Annotated in this window: 19 protein-coding genes and 1 pseudogene; 15 read left to right on the plus strand and 5 right to left on the minus strand. The window is 62.2% G+C overall.

Features of this window, described 5'->3' with window-relative positions:
* Positions 1-278: 278 nt before the first annotated feature.
* The 4 genes and pseudogenes from AC20117_RS24410 to AC20117_RS23090 all read left to right on the plus strand — a co-directional run.
* Positions 279-422, plus strand: a pseudogene (locus AC20117_RS24410) (DUF4236 domain-containing protein); the annotation flags it as partial.
* Between the two features lie 165 nt (positions 423-587).
* Positions 588-3,659 carry a tellurite resistance TerB family protein gene (locus AC20117_RS23080; RefSeq protein ID WP_236777658.1) on the plus strand — a complete coding sequence of 1,024 codons (3,072 nt, stop codon included), beginning with the start codon at positions 588-590 and terminating at the stop codon, positions 3,657-3,659.
* Positions 3,656-5,068 (plus strand): ATP-binding protein, encoded by a 1,413-nt coding sequence (locus tag AC20117_RS23085; protein ID WP_074703540.1) that lies wholly within the window; start codon positions 3,656-3,658, stop codon positions 5,066-5,068. Before AC20117_RS23080 ends, AC20117_RS23085 begins: the two co-directional genes overlap by 4 nt.
* Positions 5,069-5,072: 4 nt before the next feature.
* Positions 5,073-7,985, plus strand: a complete 2,913-nt coding sequence (locus AC20117_RS23090; RefSeq protein WP_074703541.1) for a DEAD/DEAH box helicase — start codon at positions 5,073-5,075, stop codon at positions 7,983-7,985.
* Between the two features lie 692 nt (positions 7,986-8,677).
* On the opposite strand, the gene AC20117_RS23095 is transcribed toward AC20117_RS23090, so the two are convergent.
* The 4 genes from AC20117_RS23095 to AC20117_RS23115 all read right to left on the minus strand — a co-directional run bounded on the left by AC20117_RS23095 (position 8,678) and on the right by AC20117_RS23115 (position 13,148).
* On the minus strand, positions 8,678-9,721 hold the full coding sequence (locus tag AC20117_RS23095; RefSeq protein WP_074703542.1) for a LacI family DNA-binding transcriptional regulator: 1,044 nt from the start codon (positions 9,719-9,721) through the stop codon (positions 8,678-8,680).
* 209 nt (positions 9,722-9,930) lie between these two features.
* Positions 9,931-10,401, minus strand: coding sequence for a MarR family winged helix-turn-helix transcriptional regulator (locus AC20117_RS23100; protein WP_074703543.1), 471 nt, complete (start codon positions 10,399-10,401; stop codon positions 9,931-9,933).
* 423 nt (positions 10,402-10,824) lie between these two features.
* Positions 10,825-11,235, minus strand: coding sequence for a hypothetical protein (locus tag AC20117_RS23105; protein ID WP_101632771.1), 411 nt, complete (start codon positions 11,233-11,235; stop codon positions 10,825-10,827).
* A 1,568-nt stretch (positions 11,236-12,803) separates the two neighbouring features.
* Positions 12,804-13,148 (minus strand): hypothetical protein, encoded by a 345-nt coding sequence (locus tag AC20117_RS23115; protein ID WP_074703545.1) that lies wholly within the window; start codon positions 13,146-13,148, stop codon positions 12,804-12,806.
* A gap of 866 nt (positions 13,149-14,014) precedes the next feature.
* On the opposite strand from AC20117_RS23115, the gene AC20117_RS23120 reads away from it, so the two are divergent.
* Both AC20117_RS23120 and AC20117_RS23125 read left to right on the plus strand, forming a co-directional pair.
* Positions 14,015-14,332, plus strand: a complete 318-nt coding sequence (locus AC20117_RS23120; protein WP_074703546.1) for a hypothetical protein — start codon at positions 14,015-14,017, stop codon at positions 14,330-14,332.
* A gap of 1,317 nt (positions 14,333-15,649) precedes the next feature.
* A complete protein-coding gene (locus tag AC20117_RS23125; protein WP_139186850.1) occupies positions 15,650-16,498 on the plus strand; it encodes a hypothetical protein in 849 nt (282 codons plus the stop codon).
* A gap of 349 nt (positions 16,499-16,847) precedes the next feature.
* Here AC20117_RS23125 and AC20117_RS23130 read toward each other — a convergent pair whose 3' ends face one another.
* A complete protein-coding gene (locus tag AC20117_RS23130; protein WP_074703548.1) occupies positions 16,848-17,072 on the minus strand; it encodes a DUF2188 domain-containing protein in 225 nt (74 codons plus the stop codon).
* A 278-nt stretch (positions 17,073-17,350) separates the two neighbouring features.
* On the opposite strand from AC20117_RS23130, the gene AC20117_RS23135 reads away from it, so the two are divergent.
* The 9 genes from AC20117_RS23135 (at position 17,351) to AC20117_RS23170 (ending at position 25,211) form a co-directional block, all read left to right on the plus strand.
* On the plus strand, positions 17,351-17,662 hold the full coding sequence (locus AC20117_RS23135) for an RES family NAD+ phosphorylase (protein WP_074703549.1): 312 nt from the start codon (positions 17,351-17,353) through the stop codon (positions 17,660-17,662).
* A 378-nt stretch (positions 17,663-18,040) separates the two neighbouring features.
* Entirely contained in the window at positions 18,041-19,213 is a 1,173-nt protein-coding gene (locus AC20117_RS23140; RefSeq protein WP_074703550.1) for an FAD-dependent monooxygenase, read from the plus strand.
* An 8-nt stretch (positions 19,214-19,221) separates the two neighbouring features.
* Positions 19,222-20,364, plus strand: a complete 1,143-nt coding sequence (gene torT / locus AC20117_RS23145; protein WP_236777659.1) for a TMAO reductase system periplasmic protein TorT — start codon at positions 19,222-19,224, stop codon at positions 20,362-20,364.
* On the plus strand, positions 20,361-21,944 hold the full coding sequence (locus AC20117_RS23150) for an amidohydrolase (RefSeq protein WP_236777660.1): 1,584 nt from the start codon (positions 20,361-20,363) through the stop codon (positions 21,942-21,944). Before torT ends, AC20117_RS23150 begins: the two co-directional genes overlap by 4 nt.
* Before the next feature lie 64 nt (positions 21,945-22,008).
* Positions 22,009-23,316, plus strand: coding sequence for a sugar ABC transporter ATP-binding protein (locus tag AC20117_RS23155; protein ID WP_101632783.1), 1,308 nt, complete (start codon positions 22,009-22,011; stop codon positions 23,314-23,316).
* Positions 23,313-23,498 (plus strand): hypothetical protein, encoded by a 186-nt coding sequence (locus AC20117_RS23160; RefSeq protein WP_101632784.1) that lies wholly within the window; start codon positions 23,313-23,315, stop codon positions 23,496-23,498. Before AC20117_RS23155 ends, AC20117_RS23160 begins: the two co-directional genes overlap by 4 nt.
* A 34-nt stretch (positions 23,499-23,532) precedes the next feature.
* On the plus strand, positions 23,533-23,685 hold the full coding sequence (locus tag AC20117_RS24060; RefSeq protein ID WP_236777662.1) for a hypothetical protein: 153 nt from the start codon (positions 23,533-23,535) through the stop codon (positions 23,683-23,685).
* The gene (locus AC20117_RS23165) at positions 23,637-24,521 is read left to right on the plus strand and encodes an ABC transporter permease (RefSeq protein WP_236777669.1); all 885 of its coding nucleotides are present in this window, start codon (positions 23,637-23,639) and stop codon (positions 24,519-24,521) included. Before AC20117_RS24060 ends, AC20117_RS23165 begins: the two co-directional genes overlap by 49 nt.
* A gap of 90 nt (positions 24,522-24,611) precedes the next feature.
* Positions 24,612-25,211 carry a type II toxin-antitoxin system RelB family anti-toxin gene (locus tag AC20117_RS23170; protein ID WP_074703554.1) on the plus strand — a complete coding sequence of 200 codons (600 nt, stop codon included), beginning with the start codon at positions 24,612-24,614 and terminating at the stop codon, positions 25,209-25,211.
* Positions 25,212-26,086 lie beyond the last annotated feature (875 nt).

A 26,086-nucleotide genomic window follows, 5' to 3' on the forward strand; every position in this document is an offset into this window, starting at 1 on the left:
ACCTTGCCTCAAGAGTGGCCCCTAGCTGAGACGCCTGAACCTCATCGCGCATTGACCACCGACCGTATGGGCAGTCGGCTGTCGGCCCGATTCGAAGGGAAAGATCGTATGCTGGGAAAAGGTTTCATCGTCTGCCTACAACTGCGACTGCTTCCTCTTCTTCGCCCGCCTGTCCGATCGCGTACCCAGTTGAAGAAGAGTCTCAGCTGGCGTCGACAATATGGCACCTCGGTTCGATCGGGAGGTCGTACCAGTGCTATCTACACTGGGGGGCAATAGTGGGGTTTTATGTTCGGAAGAGCCTGAAGGCTGGCCCGTTTAGATTCAATTTGAGCGGGTCAGGGGTAGGCGTGAGCGCCGGGGTTCCCGGCTTCCGCATCGGATCGGGTCCCCGCGGGAACCTTGTTCGTATGGGTGCCGGCGGCGTCTACTATCAGGCCAGTCTCGGCAAAGGGCAGTCTCCGCCATCTGACCGATACGATTCCGCACACCTTGCCCCACCGGCTTCAACATCGTCCGACGTCATTTTTGAAGATCAGACAGGGGCCAGCATCCAGACGCTCCTGCCAACGTCCTCGGATGACCTCGTGTCACAGCTTAATGGCGCCTCGAGGCGGAAGCCGCTGACCCGTTGGGTCGTACTTGCAATTCTTCTGCTGGGGTTGGCGACGATGCCCTTCGGTTTCTTTGTATTCCTTCTAGGAGTACCGCTGGTGTGGTGGGCTGTCCTGTCAGACCGGGCACGGAATTCGGCAGTCGTTTTTTATGACGTCGACGACGAATATGCGCAACGCTTTCAGTCTCTCGTTGATGCCGGGCAGTATGCGGCACAGTCGAAGGGGCTTTGGCGGGTTAATGAATCAGGGTCTCTCAACGAGGGCCACCAGCAGAAGGTTAACGCGGGTGCCGGATCACTGGTTCGGAGGGCTGGCGCCTCGTTCTCCGATCAAGGCCCCAAGGAGCTAGTCACTAACATCGCGGTGCCAGGGGTAACCTCAGGCCACTCCTCGATCTACTTTCTACCTGACCGCATTCTCGTCGCCGAAAAGGGAATGTTCACTGACTTCGGCTACGACGCCTTGCAGGTTCTTGAGCGGGACATCGAATTTATTGAGTCTCCCGGGGCTGTTCCTTCGGATGGCATGCAGGTTGGCACGACCTGGCAGTACGTGAACAAGAAAGGCGGGCCGGATCGCCGTTTCAAGAACAATCCCGTTCTGCCCGTCATGAGATATACGGACGTTCTGCTGACGACGTCCTCGGGTTTCCGCTGGATTCTTCAACTGTCGCAGACGGATTCGGCCAAGCATTTAGCTGCTCAATTGCGGGGCCGCTCAGCCCTCCCGGAACGAGGCCGTGGCGGCGGGGGCTCCGTGCCAGTAACGCCGCCGTCTGCTCTGCATCCCGGATCTCAATCGATGCCGCTGGATTCCACGGTGTCTGGCAGGCAAGAAGACGTTAAGGGCATCACACCTGCAGGTGGCGCACCGCGACCCAAAGCTGGTTCCTTGGACAAGGCGCGGTGGTACGGGCCAAACGAGTCGGTTCAGGTTGGCCGTGGGCTCCAGGTGGCTGGGATGGTCTATGCCGGCAGAACGCTCTCGTCGCCTCGCGGCGGCACCGAGCCTTCACTCATCAATCCTTCGCTTCGGCTCGACTTGCAAAACCCCGACTGGTCCGGGCAGTGCCTGGGCTATTGGCCGTCTTACGCGGAAATTACCGCAGCGGGAAGAGCCGCCTACCTCGGCTGGCTCGCCCAGGGGCGAAGGATCCCGGACATCCCGATCGGCTATGTCTTCTTGTTTATGTACGGGCTCGAGCGGCGCGTCCTTGTCGATATCGCGGCCCAGCCGGAGCTGGCAGGAGAACTGGTACAGATCCGCGCCGAGATGGTTGACCTGCTCCGCTTATACGGCGATAGCAGCGGCTCGTTCTCCAGCTATGGGTCCCAGTTCCTTGATGCTATCGACTTCCTTATGCTGCAGGCGCCGGCTGCACCTCAGGCCCCACCTCCGACCTTGACGGAGTCTCGATGGCTCGTTCCCATCGGTCTTAAGGTCCAGCTGGGCAACCTGGCCGCCGATGGTACGCCGATCCCGGCAGAGTGGGCGCTTGCATGGGCGTGGTTCCATCCTGAGATATCGGTGAAAACTCCGGTCACCCGCTGCCCGCGGGAATTTACGCGCTTGTTCCACATCAGATACAGACAGAAATACGCGGAAGGTTTTACCGTCAGGCCCGGAAAATCCCGCATGAAACTCAACTACCGGACGGCGAGCTCCCAAATTGGTTCGGTGGACCTGACCATGAGTCACATACCGGATGTGTTTGCGCAGCAGGCACCGGTCAAGAAACTCTCCGCACTGTTTGAGGAAGTTACGGCAGAACTGGACTCTTACAGCCGGTGGCTGGGACGTAACCCGAACAGGGGTGGAACCCTGGCAGCCGCTGCACTACTACCGCCGGACCTGATCGCCGACGACACGGGAGCTGTCCGTGATTTCCGGGACTGGGTGTCGGGAAAACTTGCGGCATCCGATACTGCGCTGCTTTCCGGGGCGGAGCTCTTTGACCACTGGCCTTCCGGGAGTGCCGACAAGCTCAGCAAACCGGACACGGTAAACCTGGCCACACTATTGGCCAGCCTTGGTGCAGGTATGGAGCCTGATGTCCGGTTCGGGGGCCCCACGATTGCGGCCGAGGCTCCTGTTGTCCTGTTCCGCAGTCAGCCCGGCAGCCCGCACTCACCGACGCCGGCCTACAGCACCGCATTAACGATGGTGCATTTGGCAGCGGCTGTAACCGCCGCGGACGGACATGTCGCTCCCGCGGAGCTGGATCATCTTACGGCCCATCTGGAATCATCCCTGCAGCTGACAGTTCCTGAACGAACCCGTCTGCAAGCACATCTGCAGTGGCTTGGGGCGACAGAGGTGAAACTCTCGGGCCTGACCAAGCGCCTCACCGGTCTCACGGATGTACAAAGGGCATCGCTGGCGGACATGCTTGTCACCTTGGCTGCTGCCGACGGACATATTGCGCCTGCTGAGGTCACCACTTTGCAGAAGATCTATAAGTTGCTCGGCCTGGATAGCTCAACGGTTTCAAGCAAAATACATGCCGTGATGGCTGCTGGATCAAGCCCAGAGACGCAGCCCGTGACGGTTCGCCCGGCAGGAGAGGCGGATGCCGGCTACCCGATACCTCAGAGCCCGGCAGGTTTCGCCGCCTCCCCGGCCCAGACCGGGAGGGGGTTCGCCCTGGACCCCACGGTCATCCAGGCAAAAATGGCAGAGACCGCTGCGGTATCTCATCTACTGATACAGATCTTCGACGAAGACCTACAAAAGCAAGAGCCCACAGCTCACATAGAAGCGCCGGAAGAATCCGAACCTGAAGTTTCGCAAGAGCAGTTCTCGCCGGCCAACGCGGTTGCCGGTCTCGACCCGGCACATTCGAAGGTCGTCCATGCCTTGGTAGGGATGGAACAACTCGGCTGGAATGAATTTCAGGATCTGGCCGCCCTGCACGGCCTCCTTCCTGAGGGCGCCTTGGACACCCTGAATGAAGCAGCATTTGAAGCCTCCGACGAGCCCCTCATCGAAGGCGAGGAAACCTTGACAGTCAACGCCTATGCCCTACAGGAGCTTCTTTCATGACCACGTCTTCGCTCGCCACCATCCGGCCCCGTGAACGCGACTCACTCCTACAGTCCCTGCGCGCCGGCGTGGTCCCACGGCTGGGCCAGCAGCATGTCCAGGTAGGACGGGCCAACGAAGTCCAGGCTCTACTCTCAGATATCAGCCGTATCAATGACGGTGGCTCCGGAAGCCGCTTCATCATCGGCGACTACGGATCAGGCAAAACCTTCTTCCTGCACGTTGTCCGCTCCATCGCCCTCCAACAAAAGCTCGTCACGATCCATGCCGATTTGTCCCCCGATCGACGTCTGCACGCCACCGGCGGGCAGGCCCGGAGCCTGTATGCAGAACTGATGCGGAACATGTCCACCCGGGCCAAACCCGACGGCGGAGCAATGTCCAGCGTTGTCGAGCGCTTCGTCACCCAGGCACTGACCGAATCCCGCACCTCCGGCGAGGCCGTAGAAGATATCATCCGCCGGAACCTGAACGAGCTCTCCGAACTCACCGGCGGTTATGACTTCGCAGAAGTCATAACCAAGTACTGGCAGGGACACGACAGCGGTAACGAACAGCTCAAGTCGGACGCCGTCCGATGGCTGCGCGGAGAATTTACCACCCGAACCGACGCGCGCATCGCTCTGGGCGTGCGAACCATCGTGGACGACGCCAATTTCTACGACCAGCTCAAGCTCCTGGCACGGTTCGTCCGTCTTGCCGGCTTCGGCGGGATCCTCATTTGCTTGGACGAGATGGTGAACCTTTACAAACTGGCAAACAGCCAGGCCCGCAATTCGAACTACGAGCAGATCCTGAGGATCCTAAATGACTCGACCCAGGGATCAGCTTCGGGGCTGGGGTTCATATTTGGCGGGACCCCCGATTTCCTCCTCGATCCGCGCCGCGGACTCTATTCATACGCTGCTCTGCAATCACGCTTGGAAGAGAACAGCTACGCGGTCGATGGACTCGTGGACTACTCGGGACCCGTGCTGCGCCTGGCCAGCCTGACGCCGGAAGACTTCTATGTCTTGCTCACCAAGCTAAGACATGTGCAGGCTGCCGGGGACGAATCAGCATATCTCATCAGCGACGAAGGCATCGCCGAGTATATGAACCACTGTGCCGAACGCATTGGAGACGCTTATTTCCGGACGCCCCGCAACACGATCAAGGGCTTCCTGGACCTTCTGGCAGTGCTGGAGCAGAACCCCGAACAAAGGTGGCAGGACCTGCTTTCCGGCGTCACGCTCGAGCGAGAATCGAACCCGGATCTCGCACCGCTGGAGCTCCCTGACCACGGCGGTGAATCGGCAGCTCGGAACGTCGCAGTGCCACCCGCAACCGGATCCGCCGGCGTCCAGACCCAGATTCCGAATCCCCCGAACGATGCCGGCGACGATGATCTTTCGGTTTTCAAACTCTGACGAAGTGAACGCTCCTGCAACTGCGTTCGCACGCCTGCACAAGCACATCCAGGCTTGGATCTGGGCCCAGAAGTGGCAACAGCTGCGCTCAACCCAGGCGGAAGCAGTGGATCCCATCCTGCGGGGGGACACCGACGTCATCATCAGCGCCGCCACCGCCAGCGGCAAAACCGAAGCGGCGTGGCTACCGATCCTGTCCGCGTTAGCCCAGCAACAGGACAACGGCCCGCTGCCGTCCGGCGTCAAGGCACTTTACCTCTCACCGCTGAAAGCCTTGATCAACGACCAATACGAGCGGCTTGGAAGTCTGGCCGAAAGCATCAACATCCCGGTACACCGCCGCCATGGCGACGTTACCGGGGGCGCCCGCAGGGCCCTGCGGGAAACACCAGACGGTCTGCTGCTTATTACGCCGGAGTCCCTCGAAGCCATGTTCATCACCCAAGGAACCCGCCTTCCGGGGATACTGAACGGGCTTCAGTACATTGTGATCGACGAGTTGCACTCCTTCATCGGAACCGAACGGGGAGCACAACTCCAATCCCTGCTGCACCGGGTTGAACTCGCCCTCCGGCGTAGAATCCCGCGCATCGGACTCTCAGCCACGTTGGCCGACCTGTCCGTCGCGGCGGAGTTCCTGCGCCCAAAACAGGGAGCCTCTGTTCACCTGATCGGTGAAGACAGCGATGACAAAGCAGAATTGCGCATGCAGCTGCGCGGCTACATCGGCTCCAGCCCCGACCCGGCCCATGCCGCCGCTGAGGAAGAATTTGATGCTGGTGTTGACAAAAAGGCCATCGCGGAACACCTCTTCCGGAATCTTCGAGGTCAGGACAATCTGGTCTTCGCAAATTCACGCGCCAACGTAGAGACCTACGCTGACCTCCTCAAACAAATCAGCGAACGCAACCGCGTAGCCAATGAATTCTTCCCCCACCATGGGAATCTGTCCAAGGAATTCCGCGAGGACGTTGAGTCCCGGCTCCGCGCGCCGGGAACGCCCGCCACCGCGGTCTGCACGTCGACACTTGAAATGGGCATTGACATCGGAACGGCCGACACGGTCGCCCAGATAGGGGCCCCCGGCAGCGTTTCGGCGCTGCGGCAACGCCTCGGCCGCTCAGGACGGCGGGGAGGCGCCGCCACGCTCCGGCTATATATTTCGGAGGATACCGTGGATCACCGGACACCTCCCGTGGACCAGCTCCGTGCCCAGACGTTCGAGGTCGTGGCGACCGTAGAGTTGCTGCTTGAAAGATGGTACGAACCGCCGAACACCAGTGGGCTACACCTCTCAACGCTGATCCAACAAGTGTTGTCCGTGATAGCCCAGCACGGAGGCGCAACTGCGGCTGAAATTTACAGCGCCCTTTGCGAGGCGGGACCTTTCAACCACGTCGACCGGCCCATGTTCGTCAGACTGCTTCGGAGACTGGGCGAGGAAGACCTCATCATGCAGGCCTCGGATGGAACACTACTTCCAGGGAGCGTTGGCGAGCGGCTCATCAATCACTACAGCTTCTACAGCGCCTTCCAATCCGCTGAGGAGTACCGCCTCATCACCTCCGGGCGAACCCTTGGATCCATTCCTATCGACCACCCCGTTATCGAAGGAAATCTTCTGATTTTCGCCGGGCGGCGCTGGCGCGTCCTGCACGTGGACGCAGCCAACAAAGTAATTGACCTCGCCCAAGCCCGTGGCGGAAGACCTCCGGCCTTTTCCGGCGGTGGCGCTGTGATCGCCGACGGCATACGCCAGCGGATGCGTCGTCTATATGAAGAAGACGATGTTCCCGCCTACCTCGACCACAGCGCACAGACCCTGCTGTCCGAGGGAAGGGCCGCATACAAGAGAATGAATCTGGCAAAGCAACCGCTAATTACATGGGGCGAGGACACGATTCTCTTCCCCTGGGCCGGTGACCGGATCATGAACACCCTGCATGTACTGCTCACGGCATCTGATCTCGACGTAAGTCTCGATGGCGTGGCTTTGAATCTCCGGAAGACATCACCTCAACAATTGGGCAGCCTGCTAAGGCAGCTCGCAGCGTCGGAAACACCCGAACCATCCGCACTGGCAAAAAACGTCGCTGTGAAAAGCAGGGACAAGCATGACATGTATTTGGACGATGACCTGCTCACCCTGTCCTACGCGGCAAGTTCCCTCGACGTCGACACGACCTGGCCGGTACTTCGACGCCTCGCTGAAGCGTCCGGCACCCACCCTGAGAGTTCAGCAGTTCCTGTCCCGGAGAGTATGTACTTCCCTCGTTACGATCCCCGGGCTGAACACGGGCCGGTGCCTTTCGCCGTCGTGGATGTCGAGACAACAGGTTTCTCCGCACAAAAAAATCGGATCGTGGAGATCGCGATCGTCCGGCTCGACGCGGCAGGGGTCATCGACAGCACCTGGTCAACATTGGTCAATCCGGATCAGCCGACCGGACCAGTCCATATCCATGGAATCCGCCCTGACGATGTTGTTTCCGCTCCTCGGTTTGCCGATGTGCTGGACGAAGTCGCACACCAGTTAGCTGGAGCCGTAGTCGTAGCCCATAACGCTGCTTTCGACATCAGCTTCCTAACCAGCGAATTCGAACGCGCCGGAGTGCAGGCCCCGCCCTGGCCCACGCTGTGCACCATGCAGCTAAGCCAGCAATTCCACCCAGGCCAGCCCGCGACGCTCGCCGACATCTGCAGGAGACACAACATAGAAGCAGGAGAGGCACATACCGCACTGGCCGATGCGACAGCAGCGGCACAGGTGTTAATGGCCTACTTGAAGAGAAGCAACGAAACGGCAGATCCGGACCTATTACCTGCCCTTCCTTTTCCAGTTGCCCCGCCCTGGATTCCTTTAGAAGCTTCGGACCGGACACGCCCCAAAACCAAGCAGCGAAGCGGACAACGCTAAGCCCGCGTATTACATCGCCTGCGCCAGAACCCGAACGTGCAACGACGTCATCAACATCGACTCTGCACATCCGCCGTTCTGCGAGTCGAGTGGATGCCTAACGCCGATAACGGCGCATATGACGGGGGTTGCCGTGGGGTTCGTTTATCTGGGTTTGAACGGCCGGAGAAGAGATTAGGGTGGGCACCGGGGTCAAGATAATCGGCTTATGCCATACCCTGCCGGGTGAGCCGGCCCGAGGAAGAGGGAAAGGTTGGATTCCATGAGTACGACGAGAGCGCAAAAGAAGATTACGGCCACTACGGTCGACGAAGCAGAGCGCAGCGATGCCAGCTGTTCGTCCCAGGCATGATCGGCCAACCGCGCGGCGGTCGAGAGCAACCGGGGCGTCGGCCAATTGGTAAAAGTCAGGCTTCCTTCCACAATAGGCAGCATGCTTAGCAAATGGGTTTCCCTGTGCGGAATCAGCGGAACAACGCGCTGATTTACCCCCAGCAGCTGGCAAAAGCCCTGCCGGCCGGCTGCTCTTACCCGTTGAAGTGGGTCGCGATGCTGCCGCCGCCGGAGAACTGTTCGATCAGATGACCGGCATCTTATCCCGCGTAGGGATGAGTGAGCCGGCGGTTGACGCGTCGCGGACGGAGGCGAAGCGTTCGGAGGACGTCAACGGCTGCAGGTTGCCGAAACATCCGCTACACCCCCGCCGATATCGGGGACTGGAGGGCTTCATGAACGCCGCGGCGATGATGCAGGGTCCACGGTACCGGGATCCGGAGACCGGCTTCGGGTGCCTCGCCCTTCAGCCTTGCGAGCAGCAGGTCCACCGCCAGATGTTCTGTGGGGCCCGGGACGACGGTCGCCAGCGGGAGTTCCGTGTTCTGTCCAAGCTGCGGGTTCTCCACCGCGATGATTTCCAAATGCTCCGGCACGGCGATGCCCTTGAGCATCGCGGCACCCGAGACGCACCGTGCCTCCAGATCGGCCGTTGCAAAGAATGCTGTGGGCGGGTCCGGCAGTGCGAGCAGCTCCAGCGCCTCGTGGCAGGCCCTCCGCCAGGACCCGGCCGAGGCGCGGACTAGTGTCTCGTCCAGCGTCGTGCCGGTCTGTTCCAGACCGGCACGGAAAAGGTCAAGCATGGTTCCGGGCTTCCCCGGGGAAGAGATTGCGTCATGGATCACCGCGATCCGTTTGTGCCGGCCCGCCAGATACGCCGCGGCGTCGGCAATGCCCGGCGCGGGATCCACTGACAGGACATCGAAGCCCTCCGGTTCCATGAACTGCGAAACGACGACCTGGGCCACCCCGCGCTTGGCGAGGTCCAGAATGGTGCGTTTCTCGTCCTCGGTTTTGGTACTGAACCCCAAAATGGCGCCGTCCGCCCCACCGGAAAGCATGAAATTCCGCCATGCCTCCTGACCCAGCAGGATGACCACCCGGTAGCCGTGCGCGGGCAGCATGCGGTTCGCGGTCTGCGCTAGCGCCCGGTCCCACGGCGCATCCATGTTCTCGATGGCCACCGCTACCGTGTCGGTCTTGCCGCGCCGCATCCCGCGCGCCGCAATGCTGGCCACGTAGCCGAGCTCTTTGGCTGCGAGGAGAACTCGTTCCTTGGTAGGTTCGCTGATCCGGGTAGTCGAACCGCCGCTGCGCCCGGCCAGCACATATGACACTGTCGCCGGCGATACACCGGCCATGTTCGCGACGTCGCGGATGGTCGGCTTCGATAGTCTTCCCATGGGTAGTCTGCTTTCTCTTTTTCAGGTAATAGGCCCGGATCGCGTGACGGGCGCGGACTCGATGATGGTCAGCCGCGGGCGTCCCCGCCAGCGGTTCCCCCCGAATACGACATCATGTTCAACGCGTTGATGCCGACCGCGTGATCCCGAAATGACTGGACGCAATGATTCTGATGCTGGTGGACGGAATAGCGGTATCATCTTTTCCGCTATGGGTTGGCTGCTGTTCCACGGCCGGCCGCTGGAGCTTTCTGTCCGGGCCAGCGTTTGACGCTGAGGCTGTCGATCAGTTCCAGGAGCGAGATTCTCAGCCTGTGCTGATCGGGCAAAATCTCGTTTGTGAGGCGGTTTTCAGCTTCTCTGGCTTTGTGCAGCAGCCGGGCACCGCCAGGGCTGAGGAGAACATCCATGACCCGCCGGTCGTTGGCGCGCGGATTTCTTAGGAGTAGACCGTTGGATTCCATCCGCCGCAGGGTCGCTCCTAGTGTCTGGGGCTGAATGCGTAGATTCCGGGCCAGGTCATTCTGGCTCGCCGGACCGAAGCGGTACAGTTCAGCCAGCACCGTCAGCACAGTATGGGAGAGCCCGAGATCATTGAGTTCTTCATTGAATCTGTATTCGGTCAGGCGCGCCGCGGTCGATAACAGTCTCGCGGTGGACTGGTTGTGGAGGTCAGCCACGATATAGTTCCACAGAACTCAGGCAGTACGCCGCGGCACTGGCCTTCGAACCCGCGGCAGGCATGCGGTTACCGTACCGCCGGCCGGCACATGGCCTCCGCGGTGTAGTGTTCCCGCGGTTGCTCAACCTGCTGTTGCGGCTGCCGTCGGCAGGCGGCCACACCCGACCCACTATGCGGGGCATGGCCTTTCCAGCAGGCACGCCGAGCAGGGTCGCTATAGTGATCTCGTTGACGCAGATCACGGCGGGGGCAATGGCTTTCGTGACCGGATGCGGGCCGCTGCCGGCAGGTATTGCGCGCCCGGAAGAACCTTCTGTCTGCCCGGTTGCCGGGGCGTGCTTCCTCGAACCCGCATGATCGCCTGCGGGCAGTTTCATGTCGATGCCCAAAGTCCGGAATGATTGCCCGGCCCACTGCCCCTTCAGCAAAAAAAGCATGCGCCATGTCCCCTCGCAGTATGTGCGTTCGAGACGGCATCAGGCTGCTGAGTTTCCGAGGGTTCAATCAGCAAATCGGTAGCGCCCGTGACAGAGCATACGGTTAAAGGGGTTGATGTATCCGTGCCGGCAGGATCTTCCTTCATTCCCGGCAAAACCCCGTCCTGGTGCGGCCGTTCGGTGTGCCTGGTTTCCCAGGTCTCGCCATAGGGAACGTTCTCCGAGAGCTCGAGGGTGAAAAGCCCGGGTCCCCAGCGGGTTGCCAGAATTCCGGCAGTCCCCCGTTCCCGGGCGAGGACCATCAGGTCTTGCTCTGCCTTCTCAAGCTGCTCGAAAACTTCACCGGCGGAAGCCGTAATGAGGTAACGGCAACGACAATATGAATCGGCAGGCAATGCTTTCCTCCTTTGGCGTCGCGGAACGTTCATAACGGCGGCGGCTGAGATCGGATGCGGACTTCAGCCGCTGTCCTTTCGGGTTCTGGCGTAAGGCATCACGTACAGATACGGATGCCGGATCGGCGGTCTAATGCAAGGCTGCGTACGCGACGGCGCACAGTGTGGCAGCAGCAAGGACGGCAACTATCCCGTTGCCGACAGCCCTCTGTTTCCGGAGCTCCATACGGCGCCACCTGCGGCGCCAGCGTCGAACATATTTCATTTCAGTTCCCCAACTATTTATTCGGATGGCCGACATTCTCCACGTTCAGGTAATGTCTCCGTGCCTGTCCTGCCGGTCACCGCCCGGCCCGTGGACGCAAAGTGTGGGCCGGCAGGAGCGCCGGCCGGCCACTGACCCGATTTCGGGGGACCAGGATGTGACCGGGGTCGCGCTCCTGCCGCATCGCTCAGGGGCACGGCAAGCAGACCGAGCGATGCCGGGCATGCCGGCCACCGCTGGGCCGGCAGATCAACCCGCCACTATGGAATGTAGTGCTTGTCAACCCCCAAGCAGTAACAGGCACGCTTAAGTCATCAATCCTTTAACCGTGGTACTTCATAATCGCGATGGGGCGCGTGTTCACACATCCGGCATCCCGCGCTCCTGCCAGAGCGGCGATTCCATAGACCGGCGGATAAAACACGCCACTATTCCGCCCCTGAACGGCCCGGACCTGTCGAGGAGGGCAGGCCTGCGACAGGGACACTGCCCTGCCCTAAAGGCCCCTACTGCTCTCCCGCTTGCTTGTAATATTCAGTCAAACTCACAAGCCAGCTTCCGATCCTTTTCAGCATTGGGCTGAAGCCCGACGAGGATTCCTCGCCCGATCCGGACGGCGGGGCTCACCCCGTAGATAAAACCGATTCCTGAAGGAGATGCGCTCCGCCGAAACCGCCCGCCGGTTATTCAGGCACCGACGGCCGCTCGGGAACTGCCGGATCGAAACTGTTCCCGACTTATGCCGCCGCCTGGATGCCGGCGTGACCGGTGACCGGCGATGCCGTAAGCAACGAGCGGGAAACCACCTCTCCAGCGACCGCGGACATACTCCATAAAACGCGGCTGGTACAGCGTGTTCACCCCGGGAAGGTTGGGTACCCGCGTGGCCAGCGGCTGACGCACCCCGCTGCAGCGCGGTGCACCGGACGTGCGGCGGCGGGACGGAGTGGTACGGTCCGTGCCGAAAACCACCAGCCGGTGCCCGCAGAAGTCAAGGTTCCCCGAAACGCCGGCCAACAGGTGGTTTTGCTGCCGGCGGTTCATCAGCACAAGACCGCCGTCCCTGTCCAGGTCGGCCGGACCGACGCCCGCCCTGTTCACCAGGGTGTCCAAGGTTCGTCGACGAAGCCCGGCTGCGTCCCAGGGCGGAAACGAAGCGGTTCCGGCCGACCGTGCCAGCGGGGCAGGCTGCCACCGGTCGGAGCCGGAACCAAAATGGAGTCTATGGCAAAGCCAGGCACCACCCCGCCCCGCAGTTCCTGCCGAAACCGTGGACCGGCAGTGATGGCTGCCCGCTCCGGGGCTAGGGGTTCATCCTGCTGCTGCCCATCACAAGCAGCGATATGGTGCCCGCGAGGATAAACAAAATGACCGTCACTACCGGTTGAATTGAAGACCCGGGTTCGATCTCCGGTATCCCGGACGGGGAGGAATCCTGCTTGTTTCCTGCTCCGCCTTGCACTGCATCCTCCGCAGGGTCCAGGGCATCGGTCGGCGGGTGCTGTGCCGGCGTAAGCGCAGGCGTGGATTCACCGGCGTTCCGGGCAGCACCGGAATGGGTTTGCGTGTCGGTGAGGGGCACTGCTGGCTCGGCACCCAGCAGTGCCCCTGTTGCAGCAATGGCAATGACGGCGGTAAAGGCTGCCATCCATCTGAGAGGGGCCAGGCTGAACAGTTGCCCCCCTTTCGGATCTTTGCGGTGCCTGGGTTTACGGGCCAGCGAGGGTGCCGCGCCAGCACTCCCGGTTCCTCCCATAGTTCGGTCCTCTCCCAAATCTGTACCAATACAGCCGGCTTCATGTTGTATTCCTGTGCGCTGGCCGGACACCATGCGGAAATGCCATCAACCCGGCACGTGCTGCCAGGGTCTGAATCCGTTTCTTTCCGGGTAACAGGCCAGAGCTGTTCCGGCTCCTCCGGCGTGACCTATCCCCCGCGGACAATGCCGACAAACCCCACCGCATCCTGTCCCCGAACCGCGCGGGTCTTTCAAGGCAGGCTACCCCGTTGCCCGGACGGCTGTTCGTTCCTGCCACCCCGTCCGCGGAAGCTACACCGTCCGTTCCTGTCCGGTTCCTGTCCCTCCGGCGGTTCTCCCGGGTTGACAGCAGCCTTATAAACAGACGCTAATGAGTCATTTCGGTGTCACAAGAAGTGCACCGGCTTCGAGGTACCACACGGCGAATGTAACTCTTATTGCGCCACCCCGGCTCGTGCCGGCGGGCCATCGCTGGACCAGACCCGACATACGGGAGCGGATCTGGATACCGGCAATCCGCTCGCCACCGTACTTGCAGCCGCCTGAGGTGTTTCGATGCCAGACCGGCGTACTGCCCTCCACGGCATCGGCCACCGAAAATACACAAGATGGATCATCCAGAAATTGGAGAAGACATGCACAGGGAAAGTTCTGTTCCACCGCCAGCGGAGACCACTCGTTTCCCGGCGCTGGCTGACCCCCGCCGGACCGGCGGCCCTGCCGGGCCGGCTGCGCTGCAAGAGGAGATTCACGTCATGATTGGAACGCTGACGGCAGCGGTCCAGCGCTACGCACTGCAGCAGGCCGGCATTAGCAAAACCCCGAAGCAGGTGGCTGAGAACCTGGTCTCGCTGTCCTTCATGCAGACCGCCCTTGAAGATGTTGCAGCGACCATCACCGGCATGGGCCTGGCCATGGAGACGAACGATAATCCCGGCGCTACTGCCTTTTCCCCACGATGCCCGGCCGAAGTCCCTGATGGCCTCTGCGAAGATTCAGCACACTCCCGCCGGGCAGCCGCTCATGATCACGTATTGATAACTTCACCCCATGAATATTCACATCAGGGTTGACAGTTAGTAGGATCCAGTAGTCGGCCCCGCTTCCTCCCGTCAACAGGAAGCGGCTGCGGCCCCGGCGCGCATGCCCCCTTTGCACACCGTCATCCACTGGTGTGAACACGCGCCGGTCCGGACCTGGTTATTGCAACGGGAACGGAAACCGCCGGGTGCGTGACCAGGCAAAGCTTTCCCCAAAGCCCGCCGGCACGCGCCCGGCACTCTGACCGGCCTGCCGGCCTGCTCCGTCACCCGGGCAGATGAACAGGCCCGGACAGACCCAATCCGCGGTCAGGACGGCGGCTATACCACAACCGGGTCCACCGTCCGGTGGACCTCCAAGCAGGGACGGCCGGCAATTCGGCGCTTCCCGGGACACGAAACACAGTTGGGGAACTGAAAATGACCAAGGCACGCCACGTATACCGCAGACAACGGCTTCGGCCCCGTTTTAACCGGCGGAAACAACGGACAGCAGGCAACATTGCCGTCACCGTTCTGGGTGTTCTGGCAATCGGAGCCATCGCCTATGCCCGGCTCGCATAAAACCTTCCACTGTTCCGGTATGAGGGGCCCACCGCAGCGGCTGCGGGCCACGGACGGACGCGGGCTCTGGCAGCCCGGAAAATGGTCGAGACGTCACGGAAACCTTGTACCAGCTCTGTGCCCACGAGGGGAGCCGGCATGTTTATGCTGATGATTGCAGGGCTTATTCTCGTTATGGCCGGAGCAACCTTCGCGGTTCGGCATCCTCGTGCAGCCAGGGAATCATTTTCCCAAACCCGCAAGCTCCATCTCGCGGGTTTGGTTACCGGGGCCGTTTTGATCGCCCTCTATTCGGCTTCTGTCTCTACAAATCTATAATGACAAGCACAACGGGCCCGGGAATGACCGCCTATCCAACCGGATTAAGATCCTGAGCTGGAAGCGTCCGGGAATGACTTGTGGAGTTCCGAACGCCCCCAGTACTCGCGTCAGTGCTGGCTGCGCTGGCCAGGTCGCCGATCGGGCCGCTACAGCGATGAGTATGGCGAATAACGTCCACCGGCTCACCCCGACGTAAAACTCTGGCTGTTGAGACTGATACTGCCGACCGAAGAAGACAGGTCCTTTCCGATGAGTGTCCTGACGAACCCACCTGCCAAGGCATAGTGGATAAAGGCACAATCACGGGCTCCAGCGCTGACTCTGCTATGCAATGCCGATAACAGCCGGATTCGGCCGATCGCAAGAACTCTACGACCTCGCTGATCGCTACCGCGGCGATCCTCTGAAGCATGAAGTTCGTCCTTGGCAAGGGGATTAGATGGGCGTGCCCGATAGGCTTGCTGTATGGATACAGGCCAGTCCAGCCTCCAGGCAGTCGTGCAACGACGTGGAACGGCGCTTGTCGTCGCGTCCCTTGGCAGTGCAGTGCTCGGCCTGCTGGCTTCTTGGCCGTACAAGGAGGAAACCGGGAACTGGGTCCTGCAGGCCCAGGGGCAAGACCTCGGCAACCTTGTGGCGGTCGTTGCTCTCATCGTGGGGGCGGTCAGGATGCGCGCCGGTTCCCTTAAAGCGGTGCAGCTCTGGGCCGGCACGTTGTTCTATGTGTTGCATGCCTACATCGTGTATTCCTTTGCCGTGCACTTCGGCCGCCTGTTCCTCGTGTACGTTGCAATTCTCGGGCTTGTCTTCTACACCCTGATCGCTGCGCTCCCTACCCGCGCACGTCCGGCGGCATATCCACGCGGCGCAGTCCGGGTGTTCGCCGCGTGGGTCCTGATCGGCACCGGCGCGCTCTTCGCCCTGCTGTGGTTGAGCGAACCGATTCCAGCCACCGTTTCCGGGCAGGCCCCACCGAGCCAGCAAGCAGCTGGGCTGATCGTGAACCCCATCCACGTCATCGACCTGTCCGTGGTCCTGCCAGGCATGATCACCATCGGGATTCTCGCCCTGCGCGGGAACCGGACGGGGTTGTTCCTGACCGTACCGGCACTGGTCTTCTGCGTGCTGATGGGATCAAGCATCATCGCCGCGATGCTGCTGATCGTCATGAGCGGGGATACGAGCGGATTGGCCCCGATGGTGATGGTTTCCGTGGTTGTCGACACCAGCCTCGCAGCAGCCCTCGCCTACGTGCGCCGGCTTACCGGGCCCCTCAATCACCCGCACGCCTCAATACATAGGATAGGCGGCTAAGAGGGACAACCAACTTCTTGGAGGGTGCGGAAGGGCGCACTCCACTTCGGGAAACCCGTCTCCGGCATCTGCCCGAAAGCCGCCGTTCAGCGGTCCCGGCTGCACCGGGATTGGCTCAAAAATGCCTCAAGACGAGTGCTTCGCCCTGCCCGCCGGCCAGCCCGGCCATAGTGTCGAGATCCGGTGCCGTTCTGCCACTCCACCGGACCTCGCATCAGGGCGGCGCCGATCCGGATAGCCTCGCCCAGGTTTCCCGCCGCCCGGATACCCCGCTGTCCGACCCCAACGTGCCGGCCAGATAAGACAGAACCAGCCGGTGGCTGCCCTCGGACGTCTGTCGGGGCCTTTGCTAGCCGGGAATGTTCCGCGGGTCCCTGCCGTAACTGTTGCGCTCACCGATCTGCCCGTTCTGGTTCTTGATGATGTGCTCAACCTGTTCGATCCGGGCTGCGTCACGCCCGAGCTCAACGGCGGCTTCCTTTGTTTTAGCGACGGCGAAAGGTTCGTCCTCGCCCTGCCGGCGGTTCTTCCACTCATCGTCTTCCCAGTACGTCTCGATCGCGGGGTTGGTCACCGTGTCCTCCTTCGGGTCAAAAATGCTGGCACTGCCACGTTACCCAGATCGCCTGTCATTGTGATGAAAGCCGGCAGGATGGGCTCCGGCAGGCCCGAATGACGAAATGCCGCCGGTCCCCGTCATGTCCTGCCCGATTGATTTCCGTGGCAAAGCCGCATACGACCGGTCGCTCACATGACCTGATGTTTATGTAGCTTCGTCGAAGCGCTGATGGAAGACCGGTTCAAGGAAGTCCGCGCCGCTGTCCAGGCGATGACCGACGAGTCCTTCGCTGGATGAGGCGCATCTGCCGCAATACCGGTCTCGGGCTCGTTGCCGGTCCGGTCTCCGGGATACGCATCGCCAATCCTGCCTACGGCCCGACCGCTCCCCCGGAGCGGGCCGACGGCAACCGCGCACACTGGAGCCGCTGGGACACCCCGGGCCGGACCCTTTACATTGCTTCAAACCGGGAAACGGCATTCCGGGAGTGTCTGGCCTGGGCACGAATGACCAGCGAGCACCAAGGGCACATCGGGAAGCTGACCGCATTATTCGGCGAGACACCCGAGCAGATCATGCGTGACATCGACGGGGACTGGCAGTGACTGAGGCACATGCAGCCGGGCCGCCTACCCGCTACATGGCGCGACGGGCACCTGGTCTACCCAATCCGGATAGCGGAAGCTTCGGGCTGGTGGATCGATGCCCATGCCCAAGAGACGCTCGATGCCTTGTCAATCTCCGTCGGCTCGCAGCTCGCGTCCCTCACCGGGCGGCACGTCGGCTACGCCGGTATTTGTTGTCGCCCTGCCCAAGGAGTCTGCGCTTGATTTGCATAGACACCGGGGCTCTCTAACAAAAGCAAAGATATTCAAGAAACTTTGATGTCATCTAAGAAAGTTGTTGCACATCTATGATTTGTGCCACTAGCATCAATACGACGTGATTTACGTCGCACCGATCGCTAGTAGGAGAATCCAGAGATGCACATCGAAATTGCCGGAGCAGGCCTGGCGGGCCTGACGGCTGCCGCTGCCTTCGCTAAAGCAGGAGCCTCGGTCCGGGTCCATGAGAAGGGATCCGAGCTCCGCGAGATCGGGGCCGGAATTTACCTGTGGGAAAACGGGCTGCGCGCCTTGGAGTCCGTGGGCGCATACGATGAAGTCGCCGGCAGGGCCGAGAAGGTCGAGGTTCCGTTCCTTCGGGACCATGACGGGCGCACCTTGCAGGAAGAGTGGCTGCGCAACCACCGCCTCTACACCGTAGGACGCCGCCACCTCCATCAAAGCCTGGTCAACGCTGCCCGCCGTAACGGCGCCGAACTCATCACCGACTCCCCGGTTGTCAAAGCCTCCCCCAGCGGGACACTGACTCTGGCCGACGGCACGGAAAACCGCGCCGACCTGGTCATTGGCGCAGACGGTGTCTTCTCCAAGGTCCGCGATTCGCTCGGGCTGCGGAAAAAGCTGGTCGACCTGCGCGACGGCGGCGGACGGCACCTGATTCCCCGTACCGGCGATGACCCGGTCAACCAAACCATTGAGCAGTGGAACGGCGGGCGCCGCATCGGCATCATTCCCTGCTCGCCGGACGAGACGTACATCTTCCTCTGCTGTCCCGCCAACGACCATGAAGGCCGGAATCAGCAGCCGTTCCACCCGGCTTCCTGGATCGAAAGCTTCCCGGAGTTCAGGTCGCAGCTGGAGCGCATTCCCGCCAACACTGAGGGCCGCTGGGCTCCGTTCCACGACGTGCATGTCGATAAGTGGTACAACGGACGCGCTGCCATCGTGGGAGACGCGGCCCACGCCATGTCACCCAACCTGGGACAGGCTGCGTGCGTTGCGATGACCAACGCCGTGGCACTGGCCATCGCGGTGACCAACAGCAGCAACCCCGAGTTCGCCCTGAAGTCATGGGAAAGTGCCCAGCGGGAAATGAGCGACGGAGTCCAGCAGTACTCCCGCATCTACGGAAAGATCGGTACGGCCTGGCCGAAGGATTTGCTCAACGTCCGTTCCGCCTTGGTGAAAAAGTTCACCGGATCGCGCCGCGTGCAGGCCACCATCAACTTCGCCGCCGAGAGCTTTCCTTCCGGCGAGATCCGCCCGGTCCGCCCCGATGTTGACCGGCTCGCCCAAGAACTGCTGGCATGAACGGCCGGATGCGTAAACTCGTGGCTCTGGCGCCGGCAGCAGGGATGTTGCTGGTTGCCGGATGCGCACCGGTGGAAATCGCGGCTGAGCCGGTAACCGGTGCGTCGTGGAAAGTGCCCGCTCTGCTGACGGACTGCGATGCCCCTGACATTGAAGCTGCCGGCTGCATGGGCCCGAACGCCCCCGGCTCGTATGAGTCCCTGGACAGGAACAGCGTGGACGAGGACTGGCGTATCTGTTCGGTGTTGCCGCATCTGAAGGACCAGACGTGGATCGGCATGAACTACGGGCAGGTCAACCAGGCACAGCAACTGGACGTCTCCCTCACGACGACGGACGCAGGAGGCTATGAGAACCTCGCCGACCAGGTGACCCAGGTGGAAGACTGCATCAGCTCGGGCGCAGACGCCATCCTGCTCAGCGCCGTCAGCAACGAGTCGCTGAATCCGGCGATCGCCGCCGCGAAGCGGCAGGGAATCAAGGTCATCGACGTCGGCAACGGCGTCTCATCCACCGAGGTGGACGCCCGGGTCCTTCAGGACTACTACGACATGGGCAAGCTCATCGGCGACCATATGGCCACGCTCGATGAGCCAATGAAGGTCGCCCTCCTCCCGGGTCCCGCCGGAGCGGGATGGACCGAACGGACCAGGCTGGGCTTCGAAGCCGCCACGAAGGACTCCGGCATCGCTGTAGCGGACATCAAGTATGGCGACACCGGCAAGGAGGTCCAGCTCAAGCTGGTAGAAGATGTCTTGTCCGCCAATCCGGAGATCGATGCGATCGTGGGCACCGCAATCACCATGGAAGTAGCCGCAACCGTGTTGGCGGAACAGGGAAAAACCGGCGACGTGCGCCTCTACGGCACATATGTCACACCGCAGTCGGTGGAGCTGATCGACAAGGGCCGGGCGAATTGCGCCCCGTCGGAGCAATCGAGCCGGATCGGGAAAATGTCGGTGGACCTGGCCGTCCGCGTCCTTCAGGACATCCCGTTGAACCCTGACATTGAACGGTACGCCCCCGAACCGCTGGTCATCTGCGGTCCCCGCGAGGACGGATACCAGAACATCGAGTCATTTGACGCCACCGGAAGTTTCGCTCCGGAGGGCTGGGACCCGGTGTTCGATGTGAAAGGAAGCAGCAAATGAGCGCAACGTTTGCCCTCCAAGGCAACGTCATCACCATGACGGCGGCCCCGGGAACGACGGTGGTTTACGTGGAAAACGGCCGGATCGCGGGGACCGGAGACAATTCCTACGCGGAACAGTTGCGCCGCGACGGAGTGCCCGTACACGACATGGGCCAGCGGGCCATCATGCCCGGTTTCATAGATCCACACGTCCACTTCTCGCAGTACGCCGCAGGCACCCACCGTGGCATCGACTGCCGGGTGCCCGCCTGCAAGACCATTGCCGACGTCCTGGACGCCCTGGCCACCGGCCTGAAGGCAGGGCGGACCGTCGGCGACTGGCTGATCGGCTATGGCAACCTGTTCTTCGACCAGAAACTGGCGGAGCACCGCCTGCCCACCAGAGAGGAACTGGACTCGGTCAGCCGGGCCACACCGATCGTGCTGCACTGCGGCGGACACGTCTCGGTGCTCAACAGTGCCGCCCTCGAGATCGCCCAGGTCGAGCAGTACATGAACGGCAGCGAGGGCCTCTGGGGCAGCCCGGTCGTGCATCTGGACGACCGCGGCCGGCCCACCGGTGTCGTCGCGGAAATCGACGGTCTGCTGCCCATCCCGGCCAGCAGCCGCGGCGAACTGTCCCGGTTCTATGCGGACACTTTCCGCACCGATTTCCTGGCCAACGGCGTGACCACCATCGGTGAAATGGCCGAAACCGGCCGCGACATCGAGATCCTGGATGAAGCCGTCAGCAACGGCGACATCGCAGGCCGTATCGCGTTCTACGCCATGGCACCGTCATATCTACCCGTGGCCGATGCCTGCCACTGGGTCGCCGACTACACATCCCGCAGCGGTCCGGACAAAGTATGGGCCCGCGGCGTTAAAGTGTTTGCCGACGGAGGCTACTCGGCGCGGAACGCCGCAAGCCTGTCCGAATACACCCGCGACCACAGCCCGCACCGCGGGTACCGCGGCAAGCTGAACCTGTCGAGGCCGGCCCTGATGGACGCCATCGGAACGGCCCGGCTGAAGAATGTCCAGGTTGCCATTCATACGAACGGGACCAGGGCACAGCGTGAAGCACTTGAAGCGATCCTGGCCCTGGGCAAACCCCACGAATACGCGCCCATCCGGATCGAGCACCTGGGCAACGTCCTGGCCGACGCCGCAGACATCGCCATCTGGCGCGCTGCCAACGTCATCCCCGTGATGCAGCCCGGGTTCCTGCACAACTTCATCGGCGACTACCTGCCGATGCTGTTCCCCGACACCGGCACGGCCGGCCGGCTACCCGTGAACACCGTGCTGAACGAAGGCGTTACCCCGGTATTCAGCTCGGACATCACCCTCGGCGGCGAGCAGGGGGCTACCAACCCGCTGCAGACCATCGCGTCCGCCGTATCGCGCCGCAGCTACTGGGGACACCACATTGAACCGGAGGAAGCGATCTCCGTAGCCCAGGCGCTGCGGCTGCACACCATCGAGGCAGCCAGGGTGCTGGGCATCGACCATCTGACCGGTTCCCTGGAGACAGGCAAGGCGGCCGACATCACCGTTCTGGACAGGGACCCAGGACGGCGTCCGGGGACGAACTGACAAGCATCCGGGTGCACCGCACCTATGTGGACGGTGCCCCGGTATATGAAAGCGGGGTCCGGTCATGAATGCGTTGATCGACATCAGCAACGTCAGCAAAACGTTTCCCGGCGTCACGGCGCTCAGCGGTGTCTCATTCGACATACGCCCCGGTGAAATCCATGCCCTCATGGGCGAAAACGGGGCCGGAAAATCGACCCTGATCAAGATCCTGGCAGGAGCCCAGAAGCAGTCCGCCGGAACCATCCGGCTCAACGGCACGGAAATCGATTTCGCCAGGCCGCAGGATGCCGAAGACGCCGGGATCCGCACCGTCTTCCAAGAGCTGAATGTTGTGCCGCAGCTCTCGGTGGCGGAGAACATCTGTCTGGGCGCCATTCCGGGCCGAACCGGGTTCATCAGCCGAAAGCAGATGCTGCGGCAGGCACGGGAGAGCCTGGCGGCCTTGGGCGCTTATCTGCCCCTGGACGCCAGGGCCGGTACTTTGCCCCGCTCCTCGCAGCAACTGATCGAGATCTCCCGGGCGCTGATGGGAGACGCCAAGCTGCTCATTCTTGACGAACCAACGGCGTCGTTGGGCGAGCAGGAGAGCCGGCGGCTGCTGCAGATCGTCAAGGACCTGGCCGGACGCGGAGTGGCAATCCTGTACATCACGCACCGCATGCACGAGGTGATGGCGATCGCCGATCGGGTCACCGTCCTCCGGGACGGTCAGTTCATCGAGACGCTGCAGGCGCCCTTAGAGGAATCCGTGGTGGTCGAGCGCATGATCGGCCGGCCCGCGTCGTCGTTGTACCAGCATTCGATGCGCAGTCCCGGGTCGGAGCTGCTGAGCCTGCATGAGCTGACGACCGCCACGCTCCGCCAGGTTTCGCTAACGCTACGGGCCGGGGAAGTCGTCGGTATCGCTGGCCTGCTCGGATCCGGAAAGTCCGAGATCGGCCGTGCCTGCTTCGGCCTGGACAAGGTCCTGGGCGGGCAGATCGTGCTGGACGGCCGGCAGGTGGTTACGCCGGTTCCGGCCGGCATGCTGGCGCAGGGCCTGGTCTACTACCCATCCGACCGGCGCACCGAAGGCCTGGTCATGGGCCGGCCGCTGCTGGAGGCAATGACCATGGGCTCGCACCAGGCCGCAGGTCTCAGGCGGTTTGGCTTCCTCAGAAGGGCCGAAGAGTCGCGCCGGGCCACCAGCATCGGCGAAGCACTCGACCTCCGTCCGATGCTGCTGAACCGCAAAGCCGGCGCCTTCTCCGGCGGCAACCAGCAGAAGGCGGTCCTGGCCAGGGGCAGCTCCACGCAGCCAAGGTCCATATCTTCGATGAGCCGACCGTCGGAATTGATGTCGGGGCCAAGGCCGACGTCTACCGGTTGATCGACAACTACGCCGAAGCCGGCCACGGGGTGCTGGTCATCTCGTCCGACCTCACTGAAATCATCGGCATCAGCGACCGTGTCTATGTCATGCACGAAGGAAGCGTCTCGGCCCACCTGACCGGAGCCGAGATCACCGAAGAAGCCATCGCACATGCCTTCTTCGCCCACGCCGCGGCGTGACCTATCCCTATCTGTTTTCCATCAAGGAGAAACATTGACCACCATCATCCGCCCTGAACGGGCATCTGCACCGCGGCAGAGCAACGTTCAGTTCCTGCTGACCGTGGGGCTGCTGCCCTGCCTGCTCATCCTGATGTTTTGGGTTTCACCATTATGGAGCCACGGTTCCTCGACGGCGCGAACCTGATGAACATCGCCCGCCAATCCGTCTTCCTGCTGCTCATCGCCATGGGCCAGATGATCGTCCTGATCAACGCACAATTGGATCTGTCCGTCGGCGCCACCGTCGCCCTGACCAGTGTGATCGTAGCCATGGCCACCGCCGCGACGGCGGACGGTCCCGGCTCAGTGCTGGTCGGCATCGCCGTCGGCCTCGTCGTCGGCGGCGCTGTCGGCCTGCTGAACGGCCTCATAGTGGCCTACCTGAAAGTCCCCTCATTCATGGCCACGCTCGGCTCCACCTCGGTGCTGACCGGATTGGCCCTGATCATCTCCAAGGGCGCCCCGATCGTCGGGGTGCCACTGACCTTCACCGATGCCCTGGCTACTTCCTCCGTCCTCGGAATCCCGGTGCCAGTCCTCGTCGGCATCACCCTGTCCATTGGCGTCGGTGTCTTCATGTCACGGATGCACGCGGGACGCAACATGTACGCCGTCGGCGGCAACCGCGCGGCCGCCCTGGTCGCCGGCGTCAACGTTAAGCGCACCATCATCCTGGCCTTCGTCATGTGCTCGATGCTCGCTGCTCTCGCCGGTATCCTGCTCACAGCCCGCGTCGGCTCCGGCGAAGCATCGCTCGGTGCCAGTTACGTCATGCTTTCCATCGCGGCAGCCGTCCTCGGCGGCACCTCGCTCTTCGGCGGCGAAGGCGTCTTATGGCGGGTGGTCCTCGGTGTGGTTTTCCTGGGCGTGCTCAGCAACGGCATGAACCTGCTGCAATGTTTCCAGCTACGTCCAGGAATCGTGATCGGTGCCGTCCTGATTGCCGCGGTGGCGGTCGAGCGGTTCAGGGAGACCACGTGAAATAAGCCCTGATAGTCTCAGTTGTCGGCCAAGGATCGGCTGCAGGCACCATTGGAAACATCGGCTCTGCCAGAAGGACGGGAACCGGACATGCGGGAGAACGAAACGGAGACGCGGGAAGAATCCCCCGACGCCGCCTCTATCTCCCCCGGCCCGCGGATCCGCCGGATCCGGCGGTCTTTGGACATGACCCTGCAGGACATGGCCGAAAAGACCGGGCTCTCCGAAGGATTCCTTTCCCAGGCGGAGCGCCGGAAGGCGAACCTGTCGTTCTCCTCGCTCATGCGCATCGCCGGCGCCCTCAACGTTCCGATGTCCGCACTCCTGGCAGAGGAAAGCGGGGAACCGGAACCCCGGAAACCGCTCCGGCAGGTCCTGGTCGACCACCCTTCCGGTCTCTACCGCGACAGGTTCGTCACCCCGCCTGATGCCAAAACCCTCCAAGTTATCGAGGCAGTGCTCGAACCGGGCGAGGGATCACGCGTGGCACCCTACGCCCACTCCGGCGAAGAGGAATGCCTGTTGGTGCTGGAGGGCCATTTGGAACTGCAGTCCGGCCAAGTGGTGCACCAACTCCATGCCGGCGAATCAGCCCTGATCGACCCCGGCACCCCGCACTCCTACCGCAATCCCGGCCGAGCCGCTGCCCGGTGGCTCTGGATCTCCGCCCTGCCGGGCCACGAGCACTAGGCACCACGGCAAGGAGCCGTGTACAGCTGCATGGGTCCACGTCCAGCTGTACACGGCTCCCGCGTACCGGGATTGAAGGCGCCGCTTGAGCGATGCCAGGCAGAGGCAGCACCCGAGCGCTTCCCTTGCGGCCTGGATCGCGTCTTCCCGATGCGCTCCCGCCAAAGGCCGGACCGTCACCCAGATGCATTACGCCCCGGGGCCGAGTGTTGCAGGAGAAAAAAGTGTATGGGGTAGGGTGCCAAGGTTGACAGCCGGCCCCGCCTTGGGCGGGGAGAGGACTTCGTACGCCACGAATGTTGTGAGTTCCTCTGTTCGTCCTTTGCACGCTCCTTGGCCATCCGGCCGGGTGTGTGATGTTCCTGGGCGGACCAGCGTTTGCCGCGTGTCCAGGTCAACTAGCGCAATGCCACCCCTGGCCCGGCAGCGTCTGCGGCCACTTCGCGCTACTCCCCCAGACACCGGACGTGCACTCTGAACAGGCGGCACCCGCGCAACCTCCAAACCACCTTTTCCGAGCAACCATGAAAAGAGTTACCCCCAATGCCGAAAAGTAAGGAACCCATGACATCGGAAACTTCCCCTGTCGAACGCCCACCCGCCTCTGCCCGCCTTGATGACGTCTCAGGCCTCCGCCGCGGGGCCCGGATCGAAGCCATCGGACCCGATCGGATCCGGTACCACGGCCGGGTGGAAAAGGTTGCTCCCGAAGCGGGGGTCCTTTGGATCAAGGAGGAACCCTCGACACCCGCAAAATGCTGGACACCAGCGACTACAACATCCGCGTCATCTGCGCCTGAGACATCCCTCCCCGGCTCACACAGCAAACACAACGCCCCAGAATCCGGGCCTCTGACCCGCACGACGAATCCCCC

The organism is Arthrobacter crystallopoietes (assembly GCF_002849715.1).
Taxonomy (GTDB): Bacteria; Actinomycetota; Actinomycetes; order Actinomycetales; family Micrococcaceae; genus Crystallibacter; species Crystallibacter crystallopoietes.